General features: G+C 33.5%; 15 protein-coding genes. 9 read left to right on the plus strand and 6 right to left on the minus strand.

Annotation, left to right across the window (positions count from 1 at the left end; genetic code table 11):
- Positions 1-44: 44 nt before the first annotated feature.
- The 4 genes from P178_RS0116900 to P178_RS0116915 all read left to right on the plus strand — a co-directional run bounded on the left by P178_RS0116900 (position 45) and on the right by P178_RS0116915 (position 3,180).
- Positions 45-746, plus strand: coding sequence for an ABC transporter ATP-binding protein (locus tag P178_RS0116900; RefSeq protein WP_316930020.1), 702 nt, complete (start codon positions 45-47; stop codon positions 744-746).
- A 110-nt stretch (positions 747-856) separates the two neighbouring features.
- Entirely contained in the window at positions 857-2,206 is a 1,350-nt protein-coding gene (gene rmuC, locus P178_RS0116905; protein ID WP_027067339.1) for a DNA recombination protein RmuC, read from the plus strand.
- Positions 2,207-2,241: 35 nt separating this feature from the next.
- Entirely contained in the window at positions 2,242-2,607 is a 366-nt protein-coding gene (locus P178_RS0116910; protein ID WP_027067340.1) for a hypothetical protein, read from the plus strand.
- A 27-nt stretch (positions 2,608-2,634) separates the two neighbouring features.
- Positions 2,635-3,180, plus strand: coding sequence for an acyl-CoA thioesterase (locus tag P178_RS0116915; protein ID WP_027067341.1), 546 nt, complete (start codon positions 2,635-2,637; stop codon positions 3,178-3,180).
- On the opposite strand, the gene pgl is transcribed toward P178_RS0116915, so the two are convergent.
- Entirely contained in the window at positions 3,173-3,886 is a 714-nt protein-coding gene (pgl, locus tag P178_RS0116920) for a 6-phosphogluconolactonase (protein ID WP_027067342.1), read from the minus strand. The two genes, P178_RS0116915 and pgl, sit on opposite strands and share 8 nt — an antisense overlap.
- 34 nt (positions 3,887-3,920) lie before the next feature.
- A complete protein-coding gene (gene zwf, locus P178_RS0116925) occupies positions 3,921-5,453 on the minus strand; it encodes a glucose-6-phosphate dehydrogenase (protein ID WP_027067343.1) in 1,533 nt (510 codons plus the stop codon).
- Positions 5,454-5,638: 185 nt separating this feature from the next.
- On the opposite strand from zwf, the gene gndA reads away from it, so the two are divergent.
- The 3 genes from gndA to P178_RS0116940 are packed head-to-tail and all read left to right on the plus strand — an operon-like array spanning position 5,639 to position 7,982.
- The gene (gene gndA, locus P178_RS0116930) at positions 5,639-7,039 is read left to right on the plus strand and encodes an NADP-dependent phosphogluconate dehydrogenase (RefSeq protein WP_027067344.1); all 1,401 of its coding nucleotides are present in this window, start codon (positions 5,639-5,641) and stop codon (positions 7,037-7,039) included.
- Positions 7,040-7,049: 10 nt separating this feature from the next.
- Positions 7,050-7,586 (plus strand): DUF3124 domain-containing protein, encoded by a 537-nt coding sequence (locus tag P178_RS0116935; protein ID WP_197026816.1) that lies wholly within the window; start codon positions 7,050-7,052, stop codon positions 7,584-7,586.
- A gap of 57 nt (positions 7,587-7,643) precedes the next feature.
- The gene (locus P178_RS0116940) at positions 7,644-7,982 is read left to right on the plus strand and encodes a GIY-YIG nuclease family protein (protein WP_036147051.1); all 339 of its coding nucleotides are present in this window, start codon (positions 7,644-7,646) and stop codon (positions 7,980-7,982) included.
- 15 nt (positions 7,983-7,997) lie between these two features.
- Here the strand turns inward: P178_RS0116940 and P178_RS0116945 are convergent, their stop codons facing one another.
- Positions 7,998-9,218 (minus strand): Pycsar system effector family protein, encoded by a 1,221-nt coding sequence (locus P178_RS0116945; protein WP_027067347.1) that lies wholly within the window; start codon positions 9,216-9,218, stop codon positions 7,998-8,000.
- Positions 9,219-9,288: 70 nt separating this feature from the next.
- Entirely contained in the window at positions 9,289-10,563 is a 1,275-nt protein-coding gene (locus P178_RS0116950; RefSeq protein ID WP_036147054.1) for a hypothetical protein, read from the minus strand.
- 227 nt (positions 10,564-10,790) lie between these two features.
- Here P178_RS0116950 and P178_RS0116955 point away from each other — a divergent pair, with 227 nt between their 5' ends.
- Entirely contained in the window at positions 10,791-12,416 is a 1,626-nt protein-coding gene (locus tag P178_RS0116955; protein WP_027067349.1) for a long-chain fatty acid--CoA ligase, read from the plus strand.
- 48 nt (positions 12,417-12,464) lie between these two features.
- On the opposite strand, the gene carB is transcribed toward P178_RS0116955, so the two are convergent.
- Positions 12,465-15,317: a carbamoyl-phosphate synthase large subunit gene (gene carB / locus P178_RS0116960; protein WP_027067350.1), complete on the minus strand. Its 2,853-nt coding sequence runs from the start codon at positions 15,315-15,317 to the stop codon at positions 12,465-12,467.
- Positions 15,318-15,406: 89 nt separating this feature from the next.
- Positions 15,407-15,574 carry a 50S ribosomal protein L34 gene (gene rpmH, locus P178_RS0116965; protein WP_027067351.1) on the minus strand — a complete coding sequence of 56 codons (168 nt, stop codon included), beginning with the start codon at positions 15,572-15,574 and terminating at the stop codon, positions 15,407-15,409.
- 242 nt (positions 15,575-15,816) lie between these two features.
- Here rpmH and P178_RS0116970 point away from each other — a divergent pair, with 242 nt between their 5' ends.
- Positions 15,817-16,332 (plus strand): hypothetical protein, encoded by a 516-nt coding sequence (locus P178_RS0116970; RefSeq protein ID WP_027067352.1) that lies wholly within the window; start codon positions 15,817-15,819, stop codon positions 16,330-16,332.

Here is a 16,332-nt window from a genome sequence, read left to right on the forward strand (position 1 = left end):
AAGATTTATCTATTGGCTATGATAATAAAGTCATTGCTTCTAATATATCCTTTAAATTAAACAAAGGCGAGCTTGCCGGCATAGTTGGTATTAATGGGATTGGAAAGTCAACTTTATTGCGGACTCTAGGTAGATTTCAACCCAAAATATCTGGTTCTATAGAAGTTGAAGGTAAGCAGCTAGATTCTTTTGATGATTTAGAAATAGCTTCTAAAGTGAGTGTCGTACTCACAGAGCCAATAGCTTCTAAAAATTTATCGGTACATGAATTGTTGGCTTTAGGCAGGCAACCTTACACCAATTGGTTGGGAAAACAAACAAATGAAGACATATCAATAATTAACAATAGTATTGCACTATTAGAGTTAGAACCTTTTTTAGAAAAAAAATGTTTTCAATTAAGTGACGGACAATTGCAACGTGTACTTGTAGCAAGGGCCCTAATACAAGATACAGATGTAATTCTTCTTGATGAACCAACCACACATCTAGATTTATATCATAAGGTTCAAATATTAAAACTGTTAAAATCAATTGCTCACGAAACAAATAAAATTATACTATTTACCAGTCACGAAATTGAACTCGCCATCCAATTATGCGATAAGATGTTAATATTAGATGGACTAACAAATTCATTTGATGAACCTTGCAAGCTGATAGCGAATAGAAGCTTTGACTCCCTCTTCCCTACTGATATGATTTCCTTTGATGCTAATACAGGTTCTTTCAGAATAAAGAAATAGGGAATATTCCTATTTCATATAATTCATTGAGTATGTTAATTAAAACAGATAAGCTCTTTTAGAGTTTACTGATCAATCAAGTATCTTTACCAGATTACTCAAGTTAACTAATGAACGAAATCTATATATATTTAATCATAGGAATCTTTTGCCTTGCCATTGGATATTTTCTTGGCAATTATATTCAGCTTTTAAAAACGAAATCTCGTCAAAGTACTTTAGAAGAGCGCGAGCAACAAATGCATAATAACCTATCTGTATTTCAAGAGCGTTTAAAAGAGAGCGAAAAACAAAAATTACAACTACAATCTGAAAAAGAACACCTTGGCAATCAAATTGTACGTTATCAGGCAGATTTAGAAAACTTACAACAAAAGAATAGAGAGCAAAAAGAAGAAGTTGAAAAACTACAAGAAAAATTTACCAAAGAATTTGAGAATCTTGCCAATAAAATTCTTGAAGAAAAAAGTCTAAAATTTACAGAGCGAAACGAAAAGAACATAAAAAACATTCTTACGCCATTAAATGAGAAAATCTTGCTTTTTGAAAAGAAAGTAGAAGAAAGTCAAAAAGAAAACATAAGCATTCATTCCGCCTTAAAAGAGCAATTATTAAACCTGCAGACACAAAATATAAAAATTACCCAAGAGGCAGAAAACTTAACAAAAGCTTTAAAAGGCGATAGTAAGATGCAGGGTAATTGGGGCGAATTGGTTCTTGAACGTGTTTTAGAAAAATCTGGATTAGAGAAAGACAGAGAATATTCCGTACAACAAAGCTTTACCCGCGAAGATGGCAGTAGAGTATTACCCGATGTCATTATCAACCTACCTGACGGTAAGAAAATGGTGGTGGATTCTAAAGTATCTTTAACCGATTATGAGCGTTATGTAAATGCTGAAGATGAATTTAAAGAGAAGTATTTAAAAGACCATATAAACTCTCTTAGAAGACATGTAGACCAACTATCTGCGAAGAAGTACGAAGATTTATATGAAATGGAAAGTCCAGATTTTGTACTCATGTTCGTTCCTATAGAACCTGCATTTGCAATTGCCATAAACCAAGACAATTCTTTGTATAACAAAGCTTTCGAACAAAATATTATAATTGTAACTCCCTCCACACTTCTTGCTACCTTACGCACTATTGATAGTATGTGGAATAATGAAAAACAGCAACGCAATGCAATTGAAATAGCACGACAAGCAGGTGCTCTCTATGATAAATTTGAAGGCTTTGTAAATGACCTTATGAAAGTTGGTAAAAAGATGGACGATGCTAAAGATGAATATCGCGGCGCAATGAACAAATTAGTAGATGGTCGTGGCAACATAATCACTAGTATCGAAAAATTAAAAAAAATGGGTGCCAAAGCTAAAAAATCAATACCTGAATCACTTTTAAAACGCGCTATTGATGATGATGATTTTGAAGAAGAACCTAAATTAGAATTATAATTAACAACCATTAACTATATAATTAAATTAAACACATGAAAAAGATAGTCTCATTAATTTTATTAAGCGTTGTAGTAATCTGTGCGCTCTATTACGCATTCATCTATTTTGTGACCTTTAGCGAAGGTGTTCGTTCAGGGGAACTTATAAAAATCAGCCACAAAGGAGTTATAGCCAAAACGTGGGAAGGTGAAATTAGCCAAGGAATATCTGGTGCTCAAATATTTTCATTTTCTGTATTAGACAAGGATAAAGAGGTTATAGAAAAACTGCAAGAATACCAAGGACAATACGTAAAAGTTAGTTATGTAGAACGCTATACCACATTTTTTTGGTTAGGCGATTCAAAATATTTCGTTACCAAAGTACAACCAGAACAATCACCTCATTTTAGAAAATAGACATTTACGTTAAAAAATAAAGACCTTATGGAAAAGTTTAAAAGTGTAAGAGAGTCTAGAGTTTCTATAACAGAATTGATGCTTCCCTCCCATTCTAATTTTGGAGGCAAAGTACATGGTGGACATATATTGAATTTAATGGATCAGATCGCGTTTGCTTGCGCTTCTAAACATTCGCGACAATATTGCGTAACTGCATCTGTTAACCGAGTAAATTTTTTAAACCCTATTGAAGTAGGTGAATTGGTGACCTTAAAAGCAAGTATCAACTATACTGGTCGTACATCTATGGTTGTTGGTGTTAGAGTAGAATCTGAAAACATTACGACAGGCACTAAAAAGCACTGTAATTCATCATATTTTACTATGGTAGCTAAGGGAACAGATGGAAAAAATGTTCCCGTACCAGGACTAATTATCTCTGATGATCAAGGGGTTAGAAGATTTGCGCGCAGCAAATACCGCAAATTAGAAGCTCAAGAAAGAGATACTAAATTTGAATCTAAAACCTTTAACTCAGAAGATTATATTAAAGAATTGGAATCTGAAAATATAAAGATTGAACTTAAGTAAGAAGCTTTGCCGCAGCTGCATCTAAAAACCAAACTAAATCTTTGGTTTTTGGTGCAACATGGCTTGCCGGATAAACTAAATACCCTTCTTCCCTGTCAATAATTATTTTAACCTTTTCTGCCTTGGTTTCTCCTGTTACCAAGAAAGCTACTGTTTTGGCATTATTTATAATTCTGCCCGTTAGTGAAACTCTTCTTTGACCAGATTCTGGGTGTATTGCAACTTCACAATTATCCGGTGAAACCCAAAGCTCTATTTCATGAGGAAAAATTGATGCTGTATGACCATCATCGCCCATACCAAGAATAACCAAATCGAACTGAGGCAATCCCAACTCTTTAGGCAATTCTTTCTCCAATAATTCACCATAACGCTTAGCTTCCAACTTTGGATCAGCTTCACCTTTAATACGGTGGATATTTTCCTCTGGTATATCTACCTTAGAGATAAGGTGCTCTACCGTCATTTTATAATTACTTTCCGCATCATCAGGTGCTACACATCTTTCATCTCCCCAGTACAAATGAATATTACTCCAATTTACATCGCCCGCAAATTCCTCCGCTAGAACATCAAACACAATTTTAGGGGTACTACCACCAGATAAGGCTATATGAAAAGCCTCCTGATCTGCAGATTTCTCTATAAGGTATTTAGAAAACTCTTCCGCTACCTTTGTTTTATTTTGGTAAACTTTTACTTCCATCTTTTCTTATAACTTTAATTATTCCTCTTCCTATTTAACAGATTACACAATAACCAGATTCATCTGCTAAATTCTCACTAGGGTTACGCCATTCCCCAACTCCTTCAATAAGCTCATTCGCATTTTCAGGCCCCCAAACTCCGGCTGCATAACCGTACATTTTAACATCCTTTCCATTTTTCCAATATTCTAAAATAGGATCAACAAATGCCCAAGCTGCTTCTACTTCATCAGCCCTTGCATATAAAGTAGCATCGCCTTGCATTGCATCAAGCAAAAGACGCTCATAAGCTTCCATTACATTAGTTTCCGTTAAACTAGAATAGTAAAAATCCATATTGGCACGTTCTACTTCAAAACCTTGACCAGGAACTTTTACTCCGAACTTTATCAATATACCTTCATCTGGCTGAATACGAATAACCAATTTATTATCCTTATTACTGATACCCGATTCCTTAAAAATCTGATGATGTGGAGTTTTAAAGTGTATAACAACCTCAGTTACTTTGGTTGGCATACGTTTTGCCGTTCTAACATAGAACGGTACATCTGCCCAACGCCAATTATCTACAAAGAACTTAATTGCAGCAAAGGTTTCTGTAGTTGAATTATTATCAACCCCTTCTTCTTCTCTATAACCTTTTACCTCTTGACCATCAATTTTAGAAGATACATACTGTGCTCTTATAGTATTGTCATAAAGTGTTTTCTCATCCGTCATTATTTTAAGTGACTTCAACGCTTTCAACTTTTCATTACGAATTTCCTCTGCATCTGCGCTTAAAGGCGGCTCCATCACAATTAAAGCTACTATCTGCAATAAATGACTTTGAAACATATCTCTTAAAGCACCAGACTTATCATAGTAACCTCCTCTTTTCTCAACACCTACACTTTCTGCATTGGTAATCTCTACATGATGTATATAATTCCTATTCCAAAGTGGCTCAAAAATACTGTTGGCAAAACGCGTTACTAGTAAATTCTGTACCGTTTCCTTTCCTAAATAATGATCTATTCTAAAAATTTGACCTTCTTTAAAATAGGTATGCAAACCATCGTTTAATTCTTTAGCAGACTCTAAACTATAACCAAATGGTTTTTCAACAATAATTCTTCTCCAACCAGTATTCTCTTCATTTAGTCCTTGATCAGATAAATTTTTTGCAATAGGCTCATACAAACTTGGCGGTGTAGACAAGTAAAACATATGATTACCATTCGTATTATATTTTTGATCTAAATCTGAAATCCTTTTTTCTAAACGCTCATATGACGTGTCATAATCTGATCCTAAATCTTCATAAAAAAGTTTATCGGCAAATTTTTGAATATAATCCTCGTCAAACTCTTCTCTTTCTTTTTCTAGATAAGGGCTTTCTAGAACTACCTTACTTCTAAATTGCAAATCGCCCAAATCACTCCTACTCACACCAAGAACCACAAAATTTTCAGGTAGGTCGTTGCCTTTATATAAATTGAAAATTGCGGGTATTAATTTCCTTGCTGTTAAATCTCCAGATGCCCCAAAAATTACGAGCATTTGATTTTCTGTCTTTTTCATTATGGGTTGATATTCTTTATTATTCAAATATCTTAAAATCTAAGCCATTATTGGTCTTCTTTAAGACGGAATTTGGAATTAAAGTCAATATTTTAAATTATTTTTGATTGACATTATGTTGCTAACAACATATAAACAGAGTGTTGTAACATTTTTGTATTTTTTAATTAAAAAACAATCAATTTATGTATGATTTTGGTTTAGTAGGTCTTGGAGTAATGGGACAGAATTTTATTCTTAATGTAGCTGATAATGGGTTTTCTGCTTACGGATATGATTTAGATGAGGAAAAAGTAGAGGCTTTAAAGACTTTGGGAGGAGATTTAGATAAAGTAAGTGCATCTAGCAATATAAAGACATTCGTAAAAAATTTAAAACAGCCGCGTAAAATAATGTTATTGGTACCTGCTGGTAAAATTGTAGATGCGGTTATAGAATCGTTACTACCACATATTGACAAAGGAGATATTATCATTGATGGTGGTAACTCTTTCTTTACAGATACGGACAGAAGAGAAGCGCAATTACAAGAAAGAGCAATTAACTTTTTTGGTGCCGGTGTTTCAGGTGGTGCAAAAGGTGCTCGTAAAGGTCCAAGTATTATGCCTGGTGGCTCAAAATCTGCATATGAACATATTAAACCAATTTTTGAAGCGGTATCCGCTAAATACAATGGTGAACCATGTGTTGCTTATTTAGGTCCAAAATCTGCTGGTAACTATGTAAAAATGGTACATAATGGTATAGAATACGGCTTAATGCAGTTAACTTCTGAAATTTATGATGTTCTAAAAAAAGGGGGCGATTATACAAACGATGAATTACATAGCACTTTTGCAAAGTGGAATTCTGGAAGATTACAATCTTTCCTAGTTCAAATTACTTCTGAGATATTTGAGCAAGAAGATGAACTTGTAAAGGGACGCTTAGTAGATCAGATTCTAGATAAGGCTAAGCAAAAAGGTACCGGTAAATGGACAAGTCAAAATGCGATGGATTTAGGCATTCCCGTTCCATCAATTGATGTTGCCGTTAGCATGCGTGAACTTTCTGCTTTAAAAGAAGAAAGAGTTAAAGCCGATGCTCTTTATGATAGACCATCTGTTGCCCACATGGATAAAGAAAAATTAGAAGAGCTTACCGAAAAAGCATTATTCTTCTCTTTCATTATAACATATTCGCAAGGCCTGCACCAACTAGCAGATGCTTCTAAAGAATACGGTTATGATTTAGATATTGCGATAATTGCAAAAATATGGAGAGCTGGTTGTATTATACGTGCCGGTCTTTTAGCTGATATTACAGAAGCTTTTAAAGCTGAACCTACTTTACCTAATCTTTTACTTTCTCCAAATTTCGTGAGTAAAATAAAGGAAACTGTTGGTGCAGCTAGAGAATTGGTTGCTTTTGGAGCACAAAATGGAATTCCATTACCAGGTTTGTCAAACTCGCTTACATATTTTGATGCGTATACCTCTAGTAAATTGCCGTTAAACTTAATTCAGGCGCAACGAGATTATTTTGGTTCACATACTTATGAGCGTTTAGATCGTGAAGGTATTTTCCATACAGAATGGGAAGATTAAAAATCATCATTTGAGAAAATTAAAAACTGTTTTAAATAGTATTTGCCTTTTAGTAATTGTTGTAACGACCATAGTGTCTTGCAAAGAAAAATCGACGGAAGAAATTCCTGTAGAAGTTCTTGATAATCATACATTAGACAGAAAGGCAAATGCTATTTCAATAGATTCGCTGGTTAGACAGATTTACGTACCTATTTATTCGGATATCTATAATCAGACTAGAGATTCTAGAACATTGCTAACAGCTACGCTAAGCATTAGAAATACAAGTTTAAAAGATAGCTTGTTCGTAAGTAAAATAGATTACTATAATACTGAAGGAGATTTGGTTAGGAGCTATATTGACTCCCCTATATACCTCACCCCTATGGAATCTATTGATTACGTTATTGAACAGCAAGATACCTCTGGTGGTAGTGGTGCAAATTTTATGATAGATTGGTATTCAAAGAAACAATTGAACCCATTATTTCAAGCCGTTATGGTTGGTGGATTGGGAGCTCAAGCCTTTTCATTTACTACTGAAGGAATTGAAGTTATTGAGTAGTAACCTCAATACATTACCTTAAAAAATTTAAAAAGTCTTTAATTCATACCGTCTATTATGTATTCCATTTACGTTATTGAATTATCAAAAAAAGTGTTCACTGAAAATAGAAAGTTCAGAGAAGCCAATCCGCAATTTAACGGAGTTCTTGAATGTCTATATGTAGGCATGACAAGTAAGACACCCAAAGAACGATTTGATCAACATAAAACTGGTGCTTTAAGTAAAAAAGGTCATAATCTATCTTCAAAAATTGTTCATAAATATGGCATGTATTTGCGTGGCAGTCTTTTCAATCATATTGAACCTATAAAAACAAGAGCAGATGCTTTGCATATGGAAAAGCAATTGGCTCTTGAACTTAGACGTAAAAAATACGCGGTTTGGTTTAATTGATATAATCTCTATTATTTATTTAGGAAGTGGAGTTACTGCATCTAGAAGCTCATCTTCCATACCATAGTATTTCAAAGCAAAACCGAAAGCGATTACCGAAAGAATAACTCCTACCAGAAACACCGTATAAGTCCAACGTAATAATCGGTACTTTTCTTGCAAAACCTTACCCAAGTAATACAAATCCATACTTAAAGAATCATAAATTGATTCTTTACTTTTGATGATATCTCTTAGTTTAGATTTAAAATCATTTAACTCCATCGTATGGAAATTCCCAAAAAATAAGAAGTTAGTATCCTTCTTTTTAATATCATCTTCGACTACATCTTCATTAGTAACTTTAGGACGCGTTGCTAATACGGACATTATCATGGATGCTATACTGAACAATACAAATATTACCGTTGGATAAATTAAATACGAATTTGATGGTGAATCTAATTTCGGTATCAGATTAGCTAGTAACAATGAAATAATAATAGCATTTACAGAAAGTAGAATATTTGCTTTAGTATCTGCGATATCACTTAATTTAATATGGTTTCTAAGCTCTATACGATACAAGGACTGAATTGCCCTTTGCGGACTCTCATCTTTCAATCTAGCTTTTAAAACCTCTTTCTTTTCTGTCTTTTCTGACTTTTGTAATCTAGAAATCAACGAAAGTATATTATTTTCTTTTTTTTCTTGCCAATTCTCCTTGGCATAGTCGGTGTAAAAACGATGCTGAATACGTAGTTTTTCAACGTAGTTTAAACGCCATGTATCTAGGTCTGGAACAGATTTATCAAAATTCTCTAATTCAAGCCTTAACAATTGTAGCATTTCCTCAAAATTCTCTGATGCATAAAACCAACAGCTAACGTCTTTTAAAATAGCCTCTTCATCATTTTTAGGGTTTTCATCTTGCCACGGACAACTTATTAAATTATGTATTTGATCAATATCATTTTGATCAACTTTATTTTCTTTTAGAAAACTTGAAGCCAATTGAAGACTCTCATTTAAATGATTTTCATAATCTACCGCATAACCTGAATAAAGAAACCAAGCAGCTATTATAACTCTATTTTGATCAACTTGTTGATTGCCACTTTCGCTTAGAATCTTATTTACTTCTACAATAGTCTTTTTAGCATACCCTTGACTATGAAAAAGAAAGTTCTTATTCATTTGGTCTGCTAAAAGATTCTTGATATACTTTTCGACTTTATCTACTGTAAGTTCATTCATGATTGTGAGTTTGTTGGTTTACTAAGTGTATTAGATAAATAATTGACTCCCATTTTTCAATTGCCTATTATTAGTTGACACAATTAAAACATGCCATTTGTGATTTAGTCAATTTTAAATCATCGGAACCTTTCAATGCTTTCGTTAATTCCTCTGCTTTAATTAGTTCTTTTTTAAATCGAATAGCATAATCTAGTAGCTTACCTCGCCTACTTTTAATCTTTGCTATTATTTCATTACCATCCAATTCGAAAATATCATTAGACCATACACCAAAAGATTCATTTATAGCTTGATCAGTCAATAATACTTGTAATTGCCTAGCTTCTTTTTCAAATACCGTTTGTGGAATATCCCTCATAAAATAAACATCGAATGGAGATATTAAACCTGGTAAGAAATCTATCTCTTTTTCAAAAGATTGTACTTCGGGAAGAAAAGCTTGATTAGAGATTAATGTAGGTAGAATACCTTCTAAATTAAAGAATGCATTATCCCTATCGCACGGCAAAGGAATAGCATTTATGGAATCTCCAATATTTTCAATTGCCCAGCCCCACTGTTTGGCATGGCGATCCCAATCACCAATAAGCAAATCAAACAGCCTTGCTCTAACTAATGAATTCTCATCTATGGCAACTTTATTCGGGTATTTAATTTTTAACTCTTGTAAGTTATCTGTGTCTATAAGAGAATCTACATTTACCTTATTTAACCACTTCGCATTACCTTCTGTTTCATATTCTAATTGAAACAAACGATTGCCAAACTTTGCATTATAATTATCAAGCGCTGCCTGTTTTGGAACAAATACCAACTTTGGTTGAGTATTGAATATTTTAGCCTTTTTAGACAACTGCGCTACTACTAGAGCTGCGTATGGATGTTGAGCTGAAATACCATCAACAACTATATTTTCTATTCCCAAGGTCTCGGCTATTTCAGGTATTAAAGGAGAAGGATCTTTCGATACACTTCTCAAAGTCATTAATGTGCCGTCATCCCTCTTTAACTTTAAAGAGTGGGTTTGTTGACCGCCACCTTCTTCTAGTATTTTTAAATTGCCTTCCAAATCATTTAAATACAGAATTGGCACTTTAACCGGGGTTGCCCATGCCTTTCTATATTGTGCGCCCTGCATGACATTTTTTATATCATTTGCTTCATATAAAGTACTTGCCGCAACTAATACAGAATCATACTTTTTAAAATCTATTTTTTCGACATCAGAAAATCCTACAATCTCACAGGTGTCAAAAGTTTTATTAGTACTTGATAAAGACCAATATGCCAATCCAATAAAAATCAACACTATTAAACTTAATAAGATAATTATTTTTTTCACCTTCTTTTTTTAAAAATCTATTCCTGAACAAGATTAGCTATAAAAGGAGATTTAGGATTACCTAATAAAATTAATTTTTAACCTTATAAAAGATGGATTAACCTATTAAAAACCACATCTAACACAATAGCAAATCAATAAATTTAGTGTTAAAATTTTATGGATATGTTATTTTAAAATGATTAAATTTAAAAGTTACGTAATGAACTTATCTTAAAATATCTTTTATGACCGGATTAATAATGGATTACCCACTAACCACTAATACCATATTAAAATATGCAAACAGTGCTTTTCCAGATAAAAAATTAATCTCTTATTTACCAGATGGTAGTAGACATGAATATTCGTACGGCCAACTTTACAAACGATGCTGTCAACTCGCTAATGCCCTAAAAAATAAATTAGGAATTACTAAAGGTGATATGGTTGGCACCTTTGCATGGAATCACTACCAACATGTTGAATTATACTATGGTATACCAGGAATAGGTGCAATTTGCCATACCATCAATATCAGATTATCATCTCAGCAGACAGAATTTATTATTAATCATTCTGAAGATAAAGTGATTTTTGTTGACGCCACATTAGTCCCTTTATTAGAAAAAATAGCTCCAAAATTAGAGACAGTAGAAAAATATATTATCATAAATGCCCCTAAAGGCTTTACCACTAATCTCCCCAACATCATTCATTATGAAGATTTAATAGGAGAGCAATTAGAAACAATTGATTGGCCTGCAATAGATGAAAATGATGCCAGTGGTATGTGTTATACAAGTGGCACAACAGGTATGCCTAAAGGAGTTTTATATTCCCATAGGTCAACTTATTTACATGCCATGACTATACTATCGCCTAACGCAGGTAATTACAACAATAATGATATTATATTATTAGTAGTGCCTCAATTTCATGTTATGGCTTGGGGTTTCCCCTATATGTGTTTATTATCTGGATCAGATATGGTAATGCCATCATTACATTTACGACCAGATGCAATTATAAGAATTCTAGAAAGTGAGAAAGTTAACAAAGCAAATGGGGTACCCTCTATTTGGAGAGGAGTTTACGAAGAAATGAAAAAGAACCCTCCTAAAAACAAATTAGCCTTAGAGGAATATTTGGTAGGCGGTTCAGCTCTATCTGCCAGTCTTATTGAAAATTTTGAAAAGGATTTTGGAATTAAAGGAGTGCAAGCCTGGGGTATGACAGAAACTTCACCTTTAGGTACAGCTAGTAGACTTCAGAAAAAGCATAAAAACTTAAGCGAAAAAGAACAAATAAAAATACGAGCAAAACAAGGCATTGAATTTCCAGGCATAGAAATGCGAATAATTGGGGATGACGGCGAAGTAGCTCCTAGAGATGGTAAAACTATGGGAGAACTACAAGTAAAAGGAGCCTGGGTAATCAAGTCTTATTTCAAGACTAATAGCCGTGATAGCTTTACTAAAGACGGTTGGTTTAGAACTGGAGATGTAAGTACTATAGATGCTGATGGCTATATGGAAATAACAGACCGTACCAAAGATTTAATTAAAAGTGGTGGAGAATGGATTTCTAGTGTAGCGCTGGAACTAGCGCTAATGTCTCATTCCAAAATCAAAGAAGCTGCCGTCATTGCAATACCTGATAAAAAATGGTCTGAACGACCTTTGGCAACATTAGTACTAGCGGATGAAAATGATCCTGTTTCTACTGAAGAATTGAAAGAATTTTTAGCCAAGGATTTTGCTAATTATCAAATTCCTGATAACTACGTAACAATAAATCAAGTACCAAAAACAAGTGTTGGTAAATTTGACAAGAAAGAAATAAGAAGATTATACGCAGAAGGGAAACTCTAATTTATTTCAAGTTTCCCTTCCGTTTATAATATTAGTCTTAAAATAAGACTATTTACTTAAATACATTTTACGTCTAGCGTATAAGTTGTAAAATTCATCATCTTTAAGACTATCGATGAAAAGAATACTCTCTCCTGTACTCTTCATTTCAGGACCTAAGTTTTTGTTTACATTAGGAAATTTATTGAAAGAGAATACCGGTTGTTTTATTGCAAAACCTTCCAATTGAGGGTTGAAGTTGAAATCTTTCACCTTCTTCTCCCCTAACATCACCTTAGTTGCATAGTTTACATATGGTTCTTTGTAAGCTTTCGCTATAAAAGGCACCGTTCGAGATGCTCTAGGGTTTGCTTCGATGATATAAACAACGTCATCTTTTATTGCAAACTGAATGTTGATAAGACCTACCGTATTTAATGCTAATGCAATTTTCTTGGTGTGATCTTTAATCTGCTGCATTACAAACTCACCTAAATTAAATGGTGGTAATGTTGCATTAGAATCTCCCGAGTGAATTCCACAAGGTTCAATATGCTCCATAATTCCGATGATATATACATCTTCACCATCACAAATTGCATCTGCCTCCGCTTCTATAGCTCCATCCAAATAATGATCTAGCAATAACTTGTTATTCGGAATCTTTCTCAAAAGATCTACTACATGCTCTTCTAGTTCTTCTTTATTAATAACGATCTTCATTCCTTGACCACCTAAAACGTATGAAGGTCTAACCAATAATGGAAAATCAAGTTCATCTGAAAGTGCTAAAGCTTCATCTGCAGTTTCAGCAACTCCAAATTGTGGGAATGGAATATCATTTTCTTGTAAAAGTTTAGAAAAACTACCTCTATCTTCCGCTAAATCCAAAGACTCAAAACTTGTACCTATAATCTTTATACCATATTTAGATAGCTTTTCTGCTAACTTAAGTGCTGTTTGCCCCCCTAATTGAACTATAACACCTTCCGGTTTTTCATGACGAATGATGTCATATATATGTTCCCAGAATACAGGTTCAAAATAAAGCTTATCCGCAGTATCAAAATCAGTAGAAACCGTCTCAGGATTACAATTAATCATTATGGTTTCATAACCACATTCTGCAGCTGCCAAAACCCCATGCACACAACAGTAATCAAATTCTATACCTTGACCAATTCGATTAGGCCCAGAACCCAAAACAACAATTTTTTTCTTATCAGAAACTATACTGTCGTTTTCTACATATCGGGTACCGTCCGGTTTTTCAATTTCTTCTTCAAATGTTGAATAGTAATAAGGCGTCATAGCCTTAAACTCTGCCGCACAGGTATCAACTAATTTATAAACTCTGTTAATTTTAAGTTCTGTACGCTTATTATATACTTCACTCTCATAACAATCTAGCATATGTGCAATTTGTCTATCCGCAAAGCCCTTTTGCTTAGCTTCTAGCAATAAATCTTTTGAAAGTGTCGCAATAGTATATTTTGTAATCTCTTTTTCTAAAGCGTATAGTTCCTCGTATTGTTTCAAGAACCACATATCTATTTTTGTAATCTCATGAATACGACTCAATGGTATACCCATTTGTATAGCATCATAAATTACGAATACACGATCCCAACTTGGTATTGTTAACTTACTTATTATTTGTTCGTAATTCTTATAACCTTTACCATCTGCACCAAGCCCATTTCTTTTAATTTCTAAAGACTGTGTTGCTTTATGTAATGCTTCCTGAAATGATCGCCCTATACCCATAACCTCACCTACAGATTTCATCTGTAAACCAAGAGTACGGTCAGAACCTTCAAATTTATCAAAGTTCCAACGTGGTATTTTTACGATTACATAATCTAATGTTGGTTCAAATAAAGCTGATGTGGATTTTGTTATCTGATTGTCCAACTCATCTAACGAATAACCAATTGCCAGTTTAGTAGCTATTTTAGCAATAGGATATCCTGTTGCCTTAGATGCCAAAGCAGAAGACCTAGATACTCGTGGATTAATTTCTATGGCAATAATATCTTCTTTCTCATCAGGACTCACTGCAAACTGTACATTACAACCTCCTTCAAAATCACCGATACTGCGCATCATTTTTATCGCCATATCTCTCATTTTCTGAAAAGTACGGTCAGATAAGGTCATTGCAGGTGCAACTGTAATAGAATCACCTGTATGAATACCCATAGGGTCCATATTTTCTATGGTACAGATAATTACAACATTGTCATTTTTATCACGGAGTAATTCCAATTCATATTCTTTCCAACCCATTAAGGCTTTATCGATCATTACCTCATGTATTGGAGAAATTTCCAATCCGTAGCTTAATTGCTCATCAAAATCTTCTGCCTTATATACTATAGATGCTCCAGCACCACCAAGTGTATAAGATGCACGTATTACCAATGGAAAACCAAATTCTTGTGCTATTTCTTTCCCTTTTAAGAAAGACGTTGCTGTAGCTTGGGGTGCCATTCCTATGCCAATTTTAAGCATTAGCTCCCTAAACTGCTCTCTATCTTCAGTGATATTAATAGCATCAATATCAACACCTATTAACTCAACACCAAAATCTTCCCAAATTCCTTTCTTATCAGCTTCAATACATAAGTTTAATGCTGTTTGACCACCCATTGTTGGCAAAACCGCATCTATTTGTGGATGAGCTTTTAATATTTCTACAATAGATTTTGTAGTTAAAGGTTTCAAATAAACATGATCCGCCATTGTCGGATCAGTCATTATTGTCGCTGGGTTACTATTAATTAAGATAGTTTCAATACCATCTTCACGTAAAGAACGTAAAGACTGACTACCTGCATAATCAAATTCACAAGCTTGACCGATAACAATAGGACCTGATCCTATTAATAAAATTGAGTTTAAATCTTTTCTTTTTGGCATTTTTGAATTGAGTATTTTGGGAATTGGACAAAAAAAAGGTGCTACTTTCGAAAAAGTAACACCTAAATATTTTAAAAACTATACAATCATTATTTTTTATGTCTTGTTTCAGAGGAAACAGTCAACTTCTTTCTTCCTTTTGCTCTTCTTCTAGCAAGAACCTTTCTACCGTTTACGGAAGCCATGCGCTCACGAAAACCATGTTTGTTCTTTCTTTTTCTCTTTGACGGCTGATATGTTCTTTTTTGTCCGGGCATGTCTTAAACCTTTTCTATTATTTTGATATTTTACAGAATCCTCTGTGAAACTGGGCGCAAATATACAAAGAGTTTTTTCTTTGACAAGCGATATGAAAAAAAATTTTTTTATTAATCCGTACGTCTGAAAACCTAGCTTTTAACTAATTTTGCCAGAATTAAAACTAAACACTGTATTAGCTTATTTTATTAGGGCTCCTAATTACTCTAAGCTTTTCAAATAAGATAAAAATCTACATTATATGTTCAATAAAAATTTAAAATTGGTTATTGCAGGATTAATAATTGCTTATGCAATCTATCAATTTATAGAAGGCAACATTGGAAATGGTATCTCACTTATACTTTTATCTACGATTTTTATCTTTTTATATTTTAGAAATGAAATTATCCTATTGTCATTTTTAAGAATGCGAAAGCAAGATTTAGCCGGTACAAAGAAATGGCTGGATAAAATTAAAAATCCAGAAGCGGCATTAACTGTAAAGCAACAAGGATATTATAATTACCTACATGGTATCATCTTTTCTCAAACAAATTTGACCCAAGCAGAAAAATACTTCAAAAAAGCATTAAAACTTGGTCTTACCATGGACTACGATGTAGCCATGGCAAAATTAAGTTTAGCAGGTATCTCTATGCAAAAACGTCGAAAAAGAGAAGCCACCATGCTTTTGAACGAAGCTAAGAAATTAGATAAAAACAACATGTTGACGGATCAAATAAAAATGATGCAACAACAGATGAAAAAAATCTAA

Source organism: Maribacter sp. Hel_I_7, from assembly GCF_000688315.1.
In the GTDB taxonomy this organism is placed as follows: Bacteria; Bacteroidota; Bacteroidia; order Flavobacteriales; family Flavobacteriaceae; genus Maribacter; species Maribacter stanieri.

Bases quoted from the DNA above. Each gene is read 5' to 3' on its own strand.
- P178_RS0116940 (WP_036147051.1), top strand. From the start codon at position 7,644: ATGTATTCCATTTACGTTATTGAATTATCAAAAAAAGTGTTCACTGAA.
- gndA (WP_027067344.1), top strand. From the start codon at position 5,639: ATGTATGATTTTGGTTTAGTAGGTCTTGGAGTAATGGGACAGAATTTT.
- P178_RS0116955 (WP_027067349.1), top strand. From the start codon at position 10,791: ATGACCGGATTAATAATGGATTACCCACTAACCACTAATACCATATTA.
- carB (WP_027067350.1), bottom strand. From the start codon at position 15,317: ATGCCAAAAAGAAAAGATTTAAACTCAATTTTATTAATAGGATCAGGT.
- P178_RS0116915 (WP_027067341.1), top strand. From the start codon at position 2,635: ATGGAAAAGTTTAAAAGTGTAAGAGAGTCTAGAGTTTCTATAACAGAA.
- P178_RS0116945 (WP_027067347.1), bottom strand. From the start codon at position 9,218: ATGAATGAACTTACAGTAGATAAAGTCGAAAAGTATATCAAGAATCTT.
- P178_RS0116910 (WP_027067340.1), top strand. From the start codon at position 2,242: ATGAAAAAGATAGTCTCATTAATTTTATTAAGCGTTGTAGTAATCTGT.
- P178_RS0116970 (WP_027067352.1), top strand. From the start codon at position 15,817: ATGTTCAATAAAAATTTAAAATTGGTTATTGCAGGATTAATAATTGCT.
- zwf (WP_027067343.1), bottom strand. From the start codon at position 5,453: ATGAAAAAGACAGAAAATCAAATGCTCGTAATTTTTGGGGCATCTGGA.
- rpmH (WP_027067351.1), bottom strand. From the start codon at position 15,574: ATGCCCGGACAAAAAAGAACATATCAGCCGTCAAAGAGAAAAAGAAAG.
- rmuC (WP_027067339.1), top strand. From the start codon at position 857: ATGAACGAAATCTATATATATTTAATCATAGGAATCTTTTGCCTTGCC.
- pgl (WP_027067342.1), bottom strand. From the start codon at position 3,886: ATGGAAGTAAAAGTTTACCAAAATAAAACAAAGGTAGCGGAAGAGTTT.